Genomic DNA, 14966 nt, shown 5'->3' with positions numbered 1-14966 from the left:
GCCGTGATAGAGGGAATCCATGAAAACTCCCTCAGTCAGCCCTGCGTGCTGACAGCTCCCACCTTGAGGGAGCCTTAGTTAGAAAGGAAAGGTATTATCTATGAGTCTGCGCGTCGGCATTGACATTGGCTCTACCACCGTGAAGGTGGTGGTCCTCAGCGAACAGGATCAGCTGCTGTTCCGCTCCTACGAGCGGCACTTCTCCAAAACCCGGGAGCGGGCGCTGGAGACGCTGAACTCCATCCGGGATATGCTCTCCGGACAGGACATCAAGCTCACCATCACCGGCTCCGCCGGGCTGGGGGTGGCGGACGCCGCGGGTATAGACTTTGTGCAGGAGGTGTACGCCACCGCCGCCGCTGTGAATACATACATCCCGGACACCGACGCGGTGATTGAGCTGGGGGGCGAGGACGCCAAGATCATCTTTTTCGGCGGTGCGCTGGAGGAGCGGATGAACGGCTCCTGCGCCGGGGGCACCGGGGCCTTTATCGACCAGATGGCCACCCTGATGAACGTCACCGTCAGCGAGCTGGACGAGCTCAGCCTGAAGCACGAGAAAATCTACCCCATTGCCTCCCGCTGCGGGGTGTTTGCCAAAAGCGACATCCAGCCCATCCTGAACCAGGGCGGGCGGAAGGAGGACGTGGCCGCCTCCATCTTCCAGGCGGTGGTGGACCAGACGGTGGCCGGCCTGACCCAGGGCCGGGAGCTGAAGGGCAAGATTGTCTTTCTGGGCGGACCCCTCCACTTCCTCACGGGTCTGCGAGAGCGGTTTGTAGAGACGTTAAAGCTGGATTTCGACCACGCCGTCTTCCCCCAGGACGGCGACTGCTTTGCCGCCATGGGGGCCGCCCTGTGCGCCACCGACTACCCACCCGCTCCCTTCGAGACAGTGATGAAAAAGCTGGAGGACAGCGCCGCGGCCACCACCGTGGTGGATACCATGCCTCCTCTGTTTACCGGCAAGGAGGAGTATGAGGACTTCTGCAACCGGCATGACAGTGCCGCGGGACTGTCCGTTCTGCCCATCAGCGAATACAGCGGGGACGCCTACTTGGGCATCGACGCCGGGTCCACCACCACGAAAATCGTGCTCATCACCTCGGAGGGGGACCTGCTGTATCAGTATTACCACTCCAACCAGGGCAACCCGGTTGCCATCGTGCTGGAGCAGCTGAAGCATATTTACGGGCTGTGCGATCTGCCAAAGAAGAACCATATTGTCATCAAGGGAGCCGCCGTCACCGGCTACGGCGAGGACCTGATTAAAAATGCCTTCAACTGCGACCTGGGGCTGGTGGAGACTATGGCCCACTACAAGGCCGCCGCCCACTTCCAGCCCCAGGTGGACTTTATCATCGACATCGGCGGGCAGGACATGAAGTGCTTCAAAATCAGGAATGGTGCGGTGGACTCCATCATGCTCAACGAGGCCTGTTCCTCCGGCTGCGGCTCCTTTATTGAGACCTTTGCCAAGGCCCTGGGCTATGAGATCGACGACTTTGCCAAGCTGGGCCTGTTCACCCAGAAGCCGGTGAACCTGGGGTCCCGGTGTACGGTGTTCATGAACTCCTCCGTGAAGCAGGCCCAGAAGGACGGGGCCAGCGTGGAGGATATCTCCGCCGGGCTGTCTATCTCCATTGTAAAAAACGCCATCTACAAGGTGATCCGGGCCGCCTCCGCCGACGACCTCGGAAAACACATCGTGGTCCAGGGGGGGACCTTTTACAACGACGCGGTCCTCCGGGCCTTTGAGCAGGAGATTGGCCGGGAGGTCACCCGCCCCACCATCTCAGGCAGCATGGGGGCCTTCGGCGCCGCCCTGGCCGCCCGGGACCTGGGACTGGAACGGTCTGCCCTCCTCTCCCGGGAGGCGCTGGAGCACTTCACCCACACCGCCAAACCCGCCACCTGCGGGCTGTGTACCAACCACTGCTCCCTGACGGTAAACTCCTTCGACGGCGGGCGGCGGTTTGTCTCGGGCAACCGGTGCTCCCGCCCCCTGGGCGAGGAGCCTCACCGTCAGCCCGACCTGATGCGGTACAAATACGCCAAGCTCCGGGCCCTCCAGGGCAGAGGCCAGGGGGACGGCTCCCGGGGCAAGATCGGCATCCCCTTCGGGCTGAATATGTATGAAAATCTGCCCTTCTGGTTTGAGCTGTTCACCAAGCTGAACTTTGAGGTGGTCCTCTCCCCGGAATCCTCCCGAAAAATTTATCTGAAGGGCCAGCGCACCATCCCCTCCGACACGGTTTGCTACCCCGCCAAGCTGCTCCACGGCCACGTGGAGGCCCTGGTGGAGGTGGGGGTGGACGCCATCTTCTACCCCTGCATGCCCTACAACTTTGACGAGGGGGCGGGGGACAACAATTACAACTGCCCTGTGGTGGCCTACTACCCCGAGCTGCTGGCCGCCAACCTTCCGGAGCTGAAGCATGTCCGCTACCTCTACCCCTACTTTGGCCTCCACCGCCCCCGCGACATGGAGCGCAAGGCCGGGGAGTGGTTTTTCAACGAATTCCACATTCCCAAACGGGAGACGGCGGCTGCGGTGCGGTCCGCCTACGCCGCCTATGAGGCCTACAAAACAGACCTGCGGGCCGCCGGACAGGCCTGCATCCAACAGGCCCGGGCAGAGGGCCGCCCCATTCTGGTGGTGGCGGGCCGTCCCTACCACATGGACCCGGAGATCAACCACGGCATCAACGACCTGATTACCTCCTACGGCTTTGTGCTGGTCACTGAAGACGCCGTCGCCCACCTGGAGGACAAGGCCCCCCGCCATGTCCTGAACCAGTGGACCTACCACGCCCGGATGTACAACGCCGCCCGGTACGTCTGCACCCAGCCGGACATGGAGGTGATCCAACTGGTCTCCTTCGGCTGCGGGATCGACGCCATCACCGGCGACGAGATGCGCTCCATCCTGGAGGGGGGCGGCAAGCTGTATACCCAACTGAAAATCGACGACATCAGCAACCTGGGGGCGGTGAAGATCCGCATCCGCTCTCTGATGGCCGCCATAGAAGCGAGGAAAACACAATGAATGAGACTGTCTCCAAAATTATGGACGAGCTGGACCAATTTTCCCTCCACTTTGCCTTTGCCTATGCCGAGCCCAACGACCGGGGAGAGGACATTCTGGTCTTCACCTGCCGGGAGCTGCCCCACCGGGAGTTCATCTATGTCCCCGGCAAAAAAGGCATGACCCTGGGCTGGGACACCAAACAGTGCCCCCTGGCCCCGGCCATTCTGGAGGAGTTCCGCCGGTACTGGCAGGAGGAGGCCCACTGGAAGGTCAACGAGATCTTAGAGGACATCGCTAGCTACCAGGAAAGGCTGGCGGGGGAGCTGTCCCACAAGGAGCGGGGCGAGTGGGAGCAGGCCTTGCGCTGGGCGCAGGAAGCTCTGGAAGAGGAAAAAGAGAAGGTCCAGCCCTGGGAGGACTATCTCCAGGAGCTGCTGGCCGAGCTGGATGCCAACACCTCCCCTCTGCGCACCGCCGATATCCCGCCCATGCTGGTGGAGCGGTGGGCCTGGAATACGCCGGAGACAGTGGAGCCGCCCTTCGGCCTGCCCACCGAGGACGAGTGGGAGTATCTCTGCTCCGGCGGCGTCCACACCCTCTTCCCCTGGGGTGACACCCTGGAGCTGGAACCCATTTACAATGAGGAGCTGGACAATGACGTGAAGAACGCCTTCGGCCTGGTGATCGGATACTGCTGCCGGGCGGAGCGGGTGTCCGGCTCCCGCTGGCTGCTGAAGGGGGACGACGGAGGCTGCTTCCTGTGCGGCGGCGAGGGGGACCGGGCGGCCTTCGCCTACTCCCCCTACTTCCAATACGGCCTTCCCCGCTATCCTGGGGAGACGGATGAGGAGTTGGAGGAGGAGATGTCCAAGCGCTGGTGCCGGCGTATTCTGCGCCTGCCCCCACTTGAAACTTGAAAGGAGCTTCTTCATAATGGCAAAACTGGTTTACGACAACACCGGACGCCTGCTGTTTACCCGGGAGATGAAGGAGGAGTACACCCTCCTCATGCCCCAGATGCTGCCTGTCCACTTCGGCATGATGAAAAAGCTGCTGGAGTGCGAGGGCTACAAGGTGGATATGCTCACCACCAATCACCGGTGCATTGTGGACGAGGGCCTGAAATATGTCCACAACGACACCTGTTACCCCGCCCTGCTGGTCATTGGCCAGCTTATCGACGCGGTGAAGCACGGGGGCTACGACCCCCACAAGGTGGGCCTGCTCATCACCCAGACCGGGGGCGGATGCCGGGCCAGCAACTACATCCACCTGCTGCGCAAGGCCCTGGAAAAAGCGGACATGGCCTACATCCCCGTGGTGTCGGTGAATCTGTCCGGGCTGGAGAAAAACCCCGGCTTCTCTCTCACCCTGCCCTTTGTCCGCAAGGCGGTGTACGCCATGATGTACGGTGATCTGATTGTCAATGCGGCAAACCAGGTCCGCCCCTACGAGGTGGAGCCGGGAGCCGCCGACGCCATGACCGAGCGCTGGTCCCAGAAGCTGGTGGACGGCTTTCAGGCCGGCAAGGGCATGAGCCGCAGGCAGATGCGGGCCAATTTTGACCAGATTTGTTCCGATTTTGCCGCCATCCCCGTGGCGGGGGAGCCCAAGATCCGCGTGGGTGTGGTGGGGGAAATTTATGTGAAATTCGCCCCTCTGGGCAACAACAACCTGGAAAAATTCCTCCTGTCCGAGGGGGTGGAGCCGGTGGTGCCCGGACTGACCGACTTCATCATCTTCAAGATCTACAACCGGGTGGCCGATGTGGAGCTCTACGGCGGCAAGTGGATCAAGAAGTTCGGCTGTTCTCTGTTTATGAAATACATTGAGGCCTGCCAGCGGGACATGATCGAGGCCCTGGAGCACTCGGGCCGCTTCCGCGCCCCCGGCACCTTCCAGGAGCTGCACAGCCTGGTCCAGGGCTACCTGGGGGACGGCAACAAAATGGGCGAGGGCTGGCTGCTTACCGCCGAGATGCTGGAGCTGATCCACTCGGGCACCAACAATATTGTCTGCACCCAGCCCTTTGGCTGCCTGCCCAACCATATCGTGGGCAAGGGCATGATCCGCAAGCTGAAGGATGACTACCCCTACAGCAACATTGTGGCTATCGACTACGACCCCGGCGCCACCCGGATCAATCAGGAAAACCGGATCAAGCTGATGCTGGCCAACGCCAGGGGGCTCACCCAGTCCCAGCCCGCCCGCCCCCGGGAGGAGCCCCAAACCGACCGGGAGCCCCAACTGGCCCACGCGAACATTTAGGAGGTTATGAAAATGGGACTGCTGGACCGGTTTAAGCGGAATACAGCGCCGGCGGAGGAATTCCTGGTGTTTGACAACCTGCCCTTCAAGCTGGCCGTCGTCCAGAAGCTGATGTATGACGAGGCCCTTCTGGGGGAGAAATACCGGGGCGGCGACGAGTATTTTGAACGGTATGACGATATAGAAGAGGCATCGGAACAGGAATCCCTTGCCCGGCTGAAACCGTACATCCAACGGGGGAACCGGTTTTTCCAGGCGCTGCAAGTTCCCGTCTCCCTGGCCGGAAAAATCACTGAGCTCTATGTGGGGGAGGAATTGGAGATATACTTCCAAATCAACCCTCAGTGGCTGGATTTTGACGAATTTTTTCAGGATGGGGCGGCCTTCGATATTCTTGATATCAGCGAACGGGAGCTGAAGCAGTTTCCCAATTTAACCTCCATCACCTTCGGCATGTACCACACACCCCCGGCGGAACTTGTAAAGAAGCTGGAGGGATTCGGAATCCAAGTGACAGCGGAGGACTAAACCTCCGGCAGTGTCCTTAATCGCAGATTTTCATGTAGGGGCGGCCTTTGGCCGCCCTTACGTTAAAATATGCGAAAGGGACACTCCCGCCTGGTTTTACACCAATCTTACCTTCACCTCGTCCCCCTGGGCGGAGACGCACAGGGTATCCCCCTTTTTCAGCTGGCCGGCCAGCATCAAATCGGCGGCGGGGTCCTCTACCAGATTGGCGATTGCCCGGCGGAGGGGGCGGGCGCCGTACTCACGGCTGCTGCCCTTGCCGGCCAGCAGGGAGACGGCCTCCTCCTCCACCGCCATAGCGATGCCCAGCTTGTCCAGCCGCTTCCGGGTTTCGGACAGCAGCTGGCGGGTGATGGCGTTCAATGTGTCTCCATCCAGGGGGTGGAAGACCAGGGTGGCATCCAGGCGGTTGAGAAACTCGGGGGCAAAGGTCCGGCCCGCGTCGGACAGCACTGCCCGCTCCAGCTCCTCCCGCTCCGCCTCACCCCCGGCGGCAAAGCCCAGCCGCTTTCCCTTTGCGAACCGCTGAGCCCCCAGGTTGGAGGTCATCACCAGCACCGTATTGCGAAAGTCGGTCCTCCGGCCCTGGGCGTCGGTGAGGACCCCCTCCTCCATCACCTGAAGGAGGAGAGACCAGATGTCGTGGTGAGCCTTTTCCAGCTCGTCCAGCAGCACCACCGACCAGGGGTGGCGGCGTACCCGCTCGGTGAGCTGTCCCCCCTCCTCGTGGCCCACGTAGCCCGGCGGGGAGCCGAGAAGACGGGAGACGGTGTGGCTCTCCATATACTCGGACATGTCGAAGCGGAGCAGGGCCTCCTCGCTGCCAAAGAGGGCGGCGGCCAGAGACCGGCACAGCTGGGTCTTGCCTACCCCGCTGGGGCCCAGGAGGAGGAAGCAGCCCACCGGGCGGCGGGGGTCCTTCAGACCCAGGCGGCCCCGGCGGATGGCCTTTACCACTGTCTCCACCGCCCTGTCCTGACCCAGAAGGCGGCGGCGCAGCCGGGACTCCAGCTCACTCAGGGCGCGTTTGTCCTCCTCATCCGGGTCACAGACGGGCACCCCCGTCCACTGGGACAGCACCGCCTGGATGTGGTGGGACTCCACAGCGAACTGCCCCTGGCCTGACTGCCACTTTTGCCGCTCTCCCTCCAGCTCCCGGCGAAAGTCCCGCTCCACATTGCGCAGGATGGCCGCCTGTTCAAAGTCCTGGCGGCGGACGGCGTCGGCCAGCTGGCGGCCGGCCTGGGACACCCTCCCCTCCAGCCGCTGGAGCTCCGGGGGCAGGGCCTTGCCGGACAGCCGGGCCTGGGCCGCCGCCTCGTCCACCAGGTCAATGGCCTTGTCAGGCAGGAACCGCTGGGGCAGATAGCGGCAGGACAGGTCCACCGCCGCCTCCAAGGCACTGTCGGAGATAATCAGGTGGTGGTGGGCCTCATACCGGCCCCGGAGACCCTGCAAAATCTCCAGCGCCTCCGTCCGGGTGGGCTCCTTCACAGTGATGGGCTGGAAGCGGCGCTCCAGGGCGGCGTCCTTTTCGATATATTTCCGGTACTCGTCAATGGTGGTGGCCCCGATGACCTGGAGCTCTCCCCGGCTGAGGGCTGGCTTGAGGATATTGGCGGCGTCGATAGCCCCCTCGGCGCTGCCCGCCCCCACAATGGTGTGGAGCTCGTCGATAAACAGGATGATATTTCCCGCCCGACGTACCTCCTGGATGATGTGCTTCAGCTTCTCCTCAAACTCCCCCCGGTACTTGGTGCCCGCCACCATGGCGGACAGGTCCAGGGCGTACACCCGCTTGCCCAGCAGGTGCTGAGGGGCGGCGCCGTCGGCAATGGCGGTGGCCAGCCCCTCCACAACGGCGGTTTTGCCCACGCCGGGCTCGCCAATCAGGGCAGGGTTGTTCTTAGTGCGGCGGGACAGGATCTGGATCACCCGGGCCAGCTCCTCCTTCCGCCCGATCATGGGGTCCAGCCGGCCCTCTGAGGCCATGCGGGTCATGTCCTGGGCGCACTGGTCCAGCTGGCGGGTGTCGCCGCTGGGACGGGGCTCCGGCTCCCGGGCCCGGGGCTTGGGGGTGGGAGCCTCTTCCCCGCCCAGGGAGGCGGAAACCGTGCGGTACAGTCCCTCCCCGTCCACCCCGCAGTGGGACAGCAGGCGGGAGGCCCCGTTGCTCTTGCCCCGCAGCAGGCCCAGCAGCAGATGCTCTGAGTTTACCGCGTTCTGGCCCAGGCGGCGGCTCTCCTCCACCGCGCCCTGGATGGCCAGGCAGCAGTTGGGGGTAAGGCCCTGAAAGCTGGACTTGGCGGGCACGCCGGTCCCTACCCGCTGGGCTATGGCGGAGCGCAGCGCCTGGCTGTCCGCCCCCGCCCGTCGCAGGGCCATGGCCGCAGGACTGAACTCCTGGCCCGCCAGACCCAGGAGCAGATGCTCGCTGCCCACATAGCTGTGCCCCAGGCGGGCGGCGTTCTGCTGGGCCAGACGGATGGCCCCCAGAGCGGTGGATGTGAATTGGCTGTCTGCCATGTACAATCACCTCAGAAAGAAGTCTTCTTCCATCATACCCGTATTTTCAAAAATTTAGCATTGCATTTTTAAAAAATTGTGATAGAATAGGGGTACCATTCTAATGGAGGTGTACATACTATGGCCTATGTTATCAGTGACGCTTGCATCAGCTGCGGTTCCTGCACTGACGGCTGCCCCGTGGGCGCGATTTCCCAGGGCGACGACCACTACGTCATCGACGCCGGCGCCTGCATCGACTGCGGCTCCTGCGCTGGTACCTGCCCCATGGGCGCGATTTCCCAGGGCTAATGACCAAAAAGCAACGCCGGTTTTACCGGCGCTGTTTTTTTGCGCTCAAAACAGGTATTGTTCCTCCACATATCTACGTAGGGACGGCCACAGGACGCCTCCACATTGAAATCTGCAATTAAGGTGCTCCCTCAAGAGGAATATTACATGACGGATTCCGAATCAATCCCGGCGCAGGGAGGCTTTTTACATCATATTATCTAGTTTTAAAAATTATATTTGGTAATATTTTATATAGATAATTGGAGCGCGATAGGATATACTTATATCAGAAGAAAGACCGAAACCCAGCCTCCTCTGGAAAGGAGTGTGTTCTATGCGCACCGATACATTAACTGTCAACCCCGTTTTGCCCGCTGTAAACGTCCGCCCCCGCCGCCGGAAGGAGGTCCGGGACCCCTACGACGGCCTGCGGCCCTGGTCGGCCATCACCCATGGTGCAGGCGCGGTGCTGGCTGCGCTGGGCACTGTCGCGCTGCTGGTTCAGTCCGCCAGTCAGGGAAAGTGGCTGCTGTTCGGGCTGTTCGCCGTCTACGGTCTGTCCATGATCTGCCTGTACACCGCCAGCACCCTGTATCACTGCCTCAATGTCTCCGTCCCCGGGCGGCTGGCCCTGCGCAAGTATGACCACTGCTCCATCTATCTGCTTATCGCCGGCAGCTACACCCCGCTGTGCCTTACCGTCCTGCGAAACGCCGGGGGCATCCCGCTGGTAATCGCTGTATGGACCCTGGCCCTGGCCGGGATGGTGCTCACCGTTGCCAAGCTGGCCATCCCCCGCTGGCTCACCAGCGCTATCTACCTGTTTATGGGCTGGCTGGCCATCTTTGCAATCGTCCCTATCTACCGCGCTCTGCCCGCCAACGGCTTTTTCTGGCTGCTGGCCGGAGGACTGCTGTACACTGCGGGCGGCGTGCTCTACGCCGTCAAGTGGCCGGGCCGGAACAACCCCCGCTTCGGCTGTCACGAAATTTTCCACCTGTTCATCCTGCTGGGCAGTATCGCCCACTTTGTGATGATGTACCGGGTGGTACTGTGGCTGTAAAAAGCCGCTGCAGACATCAATTTTGGCGCTGCAGGGCGAGACGGCCCCGGCGCGCCGTCCGCAAAAGCTGCCAATCAGCGGCGAGCCGAGCTGTCCCGCCCTACAAATACGGCTGGATGTTCTGAATATTGATTTCCGTGAAAAACCGCTTTGTCTCCTTGACAAAGCAATCAGAATGTCTATAATGAAAACCAGAAGGGTGCTGTTACAGCGGCCAGTCCAAGATTAGTTCATAAAATTTAGCCGCCTGGATGCAGACCGGGCGGCTAATGCGTATTTAAAATAATGATAGTACAGTGTGGGTTTTTCTGTCAAACCCCTTGCCAAAGGGGAAAAAATAGGGTAAAATAGGTCAGCATATCTTAAAATCAGTTTATATAATGGAGGATGATTCCTATGGCAATGATTTCCGCCAGCGATTTCCGCAACGGCGTGACCTTTGAGATGGATGGCAAGGTCATGCAGGTGGTCGAGTTCCAGCACGTCAAGCCCGGCAAGGGCGCGGCCTTTGTCCGCACCAAGATGAAGAACGTCATCACCGGCGGCGTGACCGAGACCTCCTTCAACCCCACCGCCAAGTTTGAGCAGGCTTTTGTGGAGCGCAAGGATATGGAGTACAGCTACAACGACGGTGATCTGTACTACTTTATGGACCCCGAGACCTTTGATATGATCCCCATTGGCAAGGACCTGCTGGGTGACAGCTTCCGCTTTGTCAAGGAGAACATGACCTGCAAGATCATGTCCTACAAGGGCAGCGTATTCGGCGTGGAGCCCCCCAACTTTGTGGAGCTGGAGGTCACCGAGACCGATCCCGGCTTTAAGGGCGACACCGCCACCAACGTGACCAAGCCCGCCACCTTGGAGACCGGCACCGAGATCAAGGTCCCCCTGTTCATCAACCCCGGTGACAAGATCAAGATTGATACCCGCACCGGCGAGTATCTGGAGCGCTGCAAGGCGTAATAAGGAGTAAAATTATGACTATTTCCGAAAAAGTCGCCTATCTGAAGGGCCTGGCCGAGGGGCTGGATCTGGATACCACCAAATCCAAGGAGGGCAAGCTCATCTCCGTGATGATCGGCATCATGGAGGAGTTGGCCATGTCTGTGGAGGACCTGGAGGAGAACGCCCTCAACCTGGGCGAGGAGATCGACGTACTGTCCGACGACCTGGCCGACGTGGAAGAGGTGGTCTTCGACGAGGATGAGGACGCCGGGGACTACGACGACGACTGGTTTGAGGTGGAGTGCCCCACCTGCGGCGCGGATATCCTGGTGGATGACGAGGCCCTGGTGGACGGTGAGGTGGAGTGTCCCAGCTGCGGTACCCGCTACGCCATGGAGCTCACTGACGACGAGGAAGACGAGGAGGAGTCCGGGGGTATTGAGGTACCTGAGGACTGAGTCAGCATATATAAATTGGGGCGGCCGCAGGGCCGCCCTTTTTTATAAAAAATTTTCTCCCGGTGGAAACTTTTTCTGAAAAAATGCGTCCAAAGAAACAGAAGACAAAACGGAAGGGAGAGACATCATGAAACGAATCGTATCTTTCGCCCTGGCCTGTGTTTTGCTGCTCACTGGCTGCGCCGGTTACCCCGCCGGCGAACAGCCCCCGGAACAGAACGCCTACAGCACAGCCGGAAAAGGAGGCGCGCCTGTGAACATGAACTATGCTCTGTCTGAGCCGGTGTACCCGGAGTTCCCCAAGCAGCCCCAATTCCCGGAGGAGGGCGGCGAGGAGGCCTGGAAAACCTACAGCGAAGCTTATGACAAATACACCGACGCTCTCAGGGCGCTCAGAGGAGAGGCCGGTAGTGTCACCGAGGCGGAGCACGCCGCCCTCAACGCCTTCGCCGCCAAAAGCGTTCCCCTGGTCCTGGCCGGTCAGGAGGGGAAAAACGCCGTCTACTCCCCGCTCTCCCTGTGGTCAGCTCTGGCCATGCTGGCCCAGTGCGCCAACGGGGACAGCCGCCAGCAGGTGCTGGACGCCATGGGCGTGGACAGCGTGGAGGCCCTTCAGGATCAGGCGGAGCACCTCTGGCGGGCCCTGTACACCGACGACGGCCAGAGCGCACTGATTCTGGGCAGCTCCATCTGGCTCAACAGCAATATGCAGGGAAATTATGTCCAGAAAACTTTGGATACCCTGTCCCAAAAGTACTTTGCCGGGGCCTACTCTGTCCCCATGGGGAGCGATGAAGCCGACCAAGCGGTAACCGGCTGGGTAAGCAATCAGACCAACGGCCTCATTGGCGGGGACGCCCCTGTGGTGCAGACCATGCCCGAAACTCTGGCTCTGCTGGTGTCCTCCCTGTACTACAAGGCCGCCTGGCAGGAGGAGTTCAACGCCGGCCAGACAGAGGAGGACATCTTCACTGACGCCGCCGGGGAGGAGAGCCGGGTGGACTTTATGCACAAGACCCAGGACACCTACTTTATCCGCCGGGAGGGCTATCAGGCCGCCCGGCTGGCCACCCACCTGGGGGAGATGGTCTTTGTGCTGCCTGACGAGGGGATCGCCCCCCAGTCTCTGCTCCAGGAGGAGGACTTCCTCTCCCGCCTGGAGTTCTACGGGGATGCCGCCCTCTATGGGGAGGTGCAATGGTCGGTGCCCAAGTTTGACGTCAACTCCGACCTGGACCTGATGGGAGCTCTGAACAGCCTGGAAATCACCGATCTGTCCAATCCGGACAGGGCTGACCTGTCCGCCCTCACAGATCTGAGGGCTTTCCTGGATCAGGCCAAGCAGCTGGCCCGGGTGAAGGTGGATGAGGAGGGGGTGGAGGCCGCCGCCGTCACCATGATGATGGTGAAAAACACCAGTTTGCCGCCCCAGCCCACCGAGGTCTGCGTTATGGACCTGGACCGGCCCTTCCTGTTCCTTATCCGCAACCAGGACATTCCCCTGTTTGTGGGAGTCGTCAACCAGGTTCACTGATTTTCCTTTACAGCAGCAAAACAAACAGCGGCGCCATATATGGCGCCGCTGTTTTTACTCCTCCTCCTTGAGCTTCTTTGGCTCAGGGGGCATAACGGGCCGGTCGCCCTCCAACTGGTCGAAGTAGTCCTCCTCCTGGAGCACCGGCTTGCGGTGGCGGGCAATGGCCATAATGGTGGGGTAGAGCACAATGGCAATGAGCCCGCCGGAAAAGCCGTTGTTATACAGGTTCATCCCCGCCACCGGGGAGCCGGTATACAGCACCACCGACGAGTGGAGAAACCCGGCCAGCACCCCATAGCCCCACCCGAAGTATCCCGCTACGGGGGCCAGGGTGGTGCAGAACAGGCAGGCCAGCTGAACTGCGGAGTCAGTGAGGGACCAGTCCATCACCACGCTGCCCAGAGCCACCCCGGCCATCACCGGAAGGATATTGAAGGCGTGTTTGCCAAAGGCGGAAAAGCCCATAATAGTGAGGATGCCCCCTACGGTGGGGCCATTCAGGTCGCCTCCGGTGGCCAGCAGAAAGGCCATGCCGATCAGGCCGTTGACTCCGATATTGATGCACACCGGGGCCGGGCCGAACATGCGCAGATAGTCGCTGGGCGCCCGGCCGCTGGTCTGGAGCAGGCGGCGGTACCCCGCCCAGGACGCCCACACCGGCTTTTGAGCAAAAAACAGTCCGCCCACAATCAGAAGTACGCACAGCACCCCCAGCATCAGCCCGAAGGGCAGCTCATAGCCTCTGGCCCAGCGGTAGTGGGTGGTGGGGTCCGCCCCCAGGGATGCCATCAGCGGCACGCAGACCAGGGCCACCAGCCCGCAGGCAAACCCCACGTTATACAGGTTCATGCCGTTTTGGATGCGGTAGGTATAGGTGGCCAGCGGAGGCATGATAAATCCAATGGCTATTCCCACCAGAACCCCTTCCACCGGGCCGCCCCAGCCGTTATCCAAGGCGATGTAGCTGACAATGGGGGCCAGGGCGGTTGCCATCAGTCCAATGCCGATATTGCCCGCCAGCCGCTGTCTGCGCACCCTTGTATACAGCCAGGTCCCGGCCAGAATGGGCCAGATATTCAAAAAATTCTTTCCAAACAGGGAAAACCCCGACATCAGCCCCATCTCCACCAGAGTCATGCCGTTGAGGGTATCCCGGGAGGCGTAGAGCAGACAGATGCTGATCGCGGTGACAATGGCTGAGTTTACCAGCGCGGCCCCCGGCCCGGCCACCAGAACGTAGTCGGTAATCAGGGCGTCCTCGGTGGTAATGATGGTGTACAGCCCGCGCAGGATGTTGGCGGGGTTGTCCAGCACAAAGCCGGCCAGCACCAGCAAAATGGCATAGGCCCACAGATAGGGGAACATCTTGTCATACCGGGCCTGGTGCTCATGGTGCAGAAGGTGGAATACGCCCCTCGTCATTGGCTGTCACGCTCCCTCAAAAAACTCCCGTGTCTGCTCCGCGTTCCTTCTGATCTCCCTGGCCAGGGCCTCCATGGAGGGGAATTTCCGCTCCCCCCGCAGCCGCTTGTGGAACTCCATCCGCACCTGGCGGCCATAGAGATTGCCGTCAAAGTCCAGAATAAAGCCCTCCACAGTCACCCGTCCGTCGTTATCGGCCACGGTGGGCCGGACCCCAACATTTGTCACGGCGGCCCGGCTCTGGCCGTCAAACCACACCTTGGTGGCGTAGACGCCGAAGGCGGGGACAATCACACCCTCGGGCACCCGCAGGTTGACCGTTGGAAAGCCCAGGGCCGAGTGGCCGATCCCCTTGCCGTGGCTCACCTGCTGGGTGAGGATGTGGGGATGGCCCAAAAACTCCGCCGCCCGCTCCATCTCCCCCTGAGCCACCAGGTTCCGAATGTAGGTGGAGGAGATGGTGATGCCGTCCTGCTCCACTTTTTGGATGATGTCACAGCCTACGCCCAGCTGGGCGCATTTATGCCGCAGCCGCTCCGGGTTGCCCTTGCCCATGTAGCCAAAGTGGAAGTCGTGGCCGGCCACCACATGGATCACGCCCAGTTCCTCCACCAGATATTTGGTGATAAAGTCCTCCCAGTCCATGCGCTGCATGGCGTCGAAGGAGGCCACCACCGCCTCCTGTATCCCGTAGCACCTCCGCATAAGGAGGATGCGGTCCTCCACGGTGGACAGCAGGGGGACGCTCTGCCCGGTGATAACAGCAGTGGGGCTCTTGTCAAAGGTAAAGGCCGCCGGGACGGCCTCCAGCCGGGCTGCCGTCTCCTTCACGGTGCGCAGCAAAGCCCCGTGGCCCAGATGCACCCCGTCAAAAAAGCCCAGGGCGATTACTCTGCGTTGTTTCTCCATTGG

12 protein-coding genes are annotated in these 14966 nt (G+C 61.2%); 9 read left to right on the top strand and 3 right to left on the bottom strand.

Annotation, left to right across the window (positions count from 1 at the left end; all coding sequences use genetic code 11):
• Positions 1-100: 100 nt before the first annotated feature.
• The 4 genes from NFS22_RS10615 to NFS22_RS10600 are packed head-to-tail and all read left to right on the top strand — an operon-like array spanning position 101 to position 5827.
• Positions 101-3049 carry an acyl-CoA dehydratase activase gene (locus tag NFS22_RS10615; protein ID WP_251317745.1) on the top strand — a complete coding sequence of 983 codons (2949 nt, stop codon included), beginning with the start codon at positions 101-103 and terminating at the stop codon, positions 3047-3049.
• Positions 3046-3948: a hypothetical protein gene (locus NFS22_RS10610; RefSeq protein ID WP_251317744.1), complete on the top strand. Its 903-nt coding sequence runs from the start codon at positions 3046-3048 to the stop codon at positions 3946-3948. The genes NFS22_RS10615 and NFS22_RS10610 overlap by 4 nt, the downstream gene beginning before the upstream one ends.
• 16 nt (positions 3949-3964) lie before the next feature.
• Positions 3965-5299: a 2-hydroxyacyl-CoA dehydratase gene (locus NFS22_RS10605; RefSeq protein ID WP_251317743.1), complete on the top strand. Its 1335-nt coding sequence runs from the start codon at positions 3965-3967 to the stop codon at positions 5297-5299.
• 12 nt (positions 5300-5311) lie between these two features.
• Positions 5312-5827 (top strand): DUF6892 domain-containing protein, encoded by a 516-nt coding sequence (locus tag NFS22_RS10600; protein ID WP_251317742.1) that lies wholly within the window; start codon positions 5312-5314, stop codon positions 5825-5827.
• A gap of 96 nt (positions 5828-5923) precedes the next feature.
• On the opposite strand, the gene NFS22_RS10595 is transcribed toward NFS22_RS10600, so the two are convergent.
• Positions 5924-8353 carry an ATP-dependent Clp protease ATP-binding subunit gene (locus NFS22_RS10595; protein WP_251317741.1) on the bottom strand — a complete coding sequence of 810 codons (2430 nt, stop codon included), beginning with the start codon at positions 8351-8353 and terminating at the stop codon, positions 5924-5926.
• A gap of 120 nt (positions 8354-8473) precedes the next feature.
• Between NFS22_RS10595 and NFS22_RS10590 the strand changes: the two genes are divergently transcribed.
• The 5 genes from NFS22_RS10590 to NFS22_RS10570 all read left to right on the top strand — a co-directional run bounded on the left by NFS22_RS10590 (position 8474) and on the right by NFS22_RS10570 (position 12629).
• Positions 8474-8644 (top strand): DUF362 domain-containing protein, encoded by a 171-nt coding sequence (locus NFS22_RS10590; RefSeq protein ID WP_251317740.1) that lies wholly within the window; start codon positions 8474-8476, stop codon positions 8642-8644.
• A gap of 316 nt (positions 8645-8960) precedes the next feature.
• Positions 8961-9689 (top strand): PAQR family membrane homeostasis protein TrhA, encoded by a 729-nt coding sequence (gene trhA / locus NFS22_RS10585; protein WP_251317739.1) that lies wholly within the window; start codon positions 8961-8963, stop codon positions 9687-9689.
• 402 nt (positions 9690-10091) lie between these two features.
• Positions 10092-10655, top strand: coding sequence for an elongation factor P (gene efp / locus NFS22_RS10580; protein ID WP_251317818.1), 564 nt, complete (start codon positions 10092-10094; stop codon positions 10653-10655).
• Positions 10656-10669: 14 nt separating this feature from the next.
• Positions 10670-11095 carry a CD1247 N-terminal domain-containing protein gene (locus NFS22_RS10575; RefSeq protein WP_251317738.1) on the top strand — a complete coding sequence of 142 codons (426 nt, stop codon included), beginning with the start codon at positions 10670-10672 and terminating at the stop codon, positions 11093-11095.
• 127 nt (positions 11096-11222) lie between these two features.
• The gene (locus NFS22_RS10570) at positions 11223-12629 is read left to right on the top strand and encodes a serpin family protein (protein ID WP_251317737.1); all 1407 of its coding nucleotides are present in this window, start codon (positions 11223-11225) and stop codon (positions 12627-12629) included.
• A 54-nt stretch (positions 12630-12683) separates the two neighbouring features.
• On the opposite strand, the gene NFS22_RS10565 is transcribed toward NFS22_RS10570, so the two are convergent.
• Both NFS22_RS10565 and ribF read right to left on the bottom strand, forming a co-directional pair.
• Positions 12684-14054, bottom strand: a complete 1371-nt coding sequence (locus tag NFS22_RS10565) for a DUF1576 domain-containing protein (protein ID WP_251317736.1) — start codon at positions 14052-14054, stop codon at positions 12684-12686.
• Positions 14055-14060: 6 nt separating this feature from the next.
• Entirely contained in the window at positions 14061-14963 is a 903-nt protein-coding gene (gene ribF, locus NFS22_RS10560; protein ID WP_251317735.1) for a riboflavin biosynthesis protein RibF, read from the bottom strand.
• Positions 14964-14966 lie beyond the last annotated feature (3 nt).

This window comes from Flintibacter muris, assembly GCF_943192995.1.
Classification (GTDB): Bacteria; Bacillota; Clostridia; order Oscillospirales; family Oscillospiraceae; genus Lawsonibacter; species Lawsonibacter muris.
Note: the sequence above shows the minus strand (reverse complement) of the source record. Positions and strands in the feature narration are given on the sequence as shown.

What these genes read in the sequence shown, in the direction of transcription:
- NFS22_RS10615 (WP_251317745.1), top strand. Translation starts at nt 101, where the DNA reads ATGAGTCTGCGCGTCGGCATTGACATTGGCTCTACCACCGTGAAGGTG.
- NFS22_RS10610 (WP_251317744.1), top strand. Translation starts at nt 3,046, where the DNA reads ATGAATGAGACTGTCTCCAAAATTATGGACGAGCTGGACCAATTTTCC.
- NFS22_RS10605 (WP_251317743.1), top strand. Translation starts at nt 3,965, where the DNA reads ATGGCAAAACTGGTTTACGACAACACCGGACGCCTGCTGTTTACCCGG.
- NFS22_RS10600 (WP_251317742.1), top strand. Translation starts at nt 5,312, where the DNA reads ATGGGACTGCTGGACCGGTTTAAGCGGAATACAGCGCCGGCGGAGGAA.
- NFS22_RS10595 (WP_251317741.1), bottom strand. Translation starts at nt 8,353, where the DNA reads ATGGCAGACAGCCAATTCACATCCACCGCTCTGGGGGCCATCCGTCTG.
- NFS22_RS10590 (WP_251317740.1), top strand. Translation starts at nt 8,474, where the DNA reads ATGGCCTATGTTATCAGTGACGCTTGCATCAGCTGCGGTTCCTGCACT.
- trhA (WP_251317739.1), top strand. Translation starts at nt 8,961, where the DNA reads ATGCGCACCGATACATTAACTGTCAACCCCGTTTTGCCCGCTGTAAAC.
- efp (WP_251317818.1), top strand. Translation starts at nt 10,092, where the DNA reads ATGATTTCCGCCAGCGATTTCCGCAACGGCGTGACCTTTGAGATGGAT.
- NFS22_RS10575 (WP_251317738.1), top strand. Translation starts at nt 10,670, where the DNA reads ATGACTATTTCCGAAAAAGTCGCCTATCTGAAGGGCCTGGCCGAGGGG.
- NFS22_RS10570 (WP_251317737.1), top strand. Translation starts at nt 11,223, where the DNA reads ATGAAACGAATCGTATCTTTCGCCCTGGCCTGTGTTTTGCTGCTCACT.
- NFS22_RS10565 (WP_251317736.1), bottom strand. Translation starts at nt 14,054, where the DNA reads ATGACGAGGGGCGTATTCCACCTTCTGCACCATGAGCACCAGGCCCGG.
- ribF (WP_251317735.1), bottom strand. Translation starts at nt 14,963, where the DNA reads ATGGAGAAACAACGCAGAGTAATCGCCCTGGGCTTTTTTGACGGGGTG.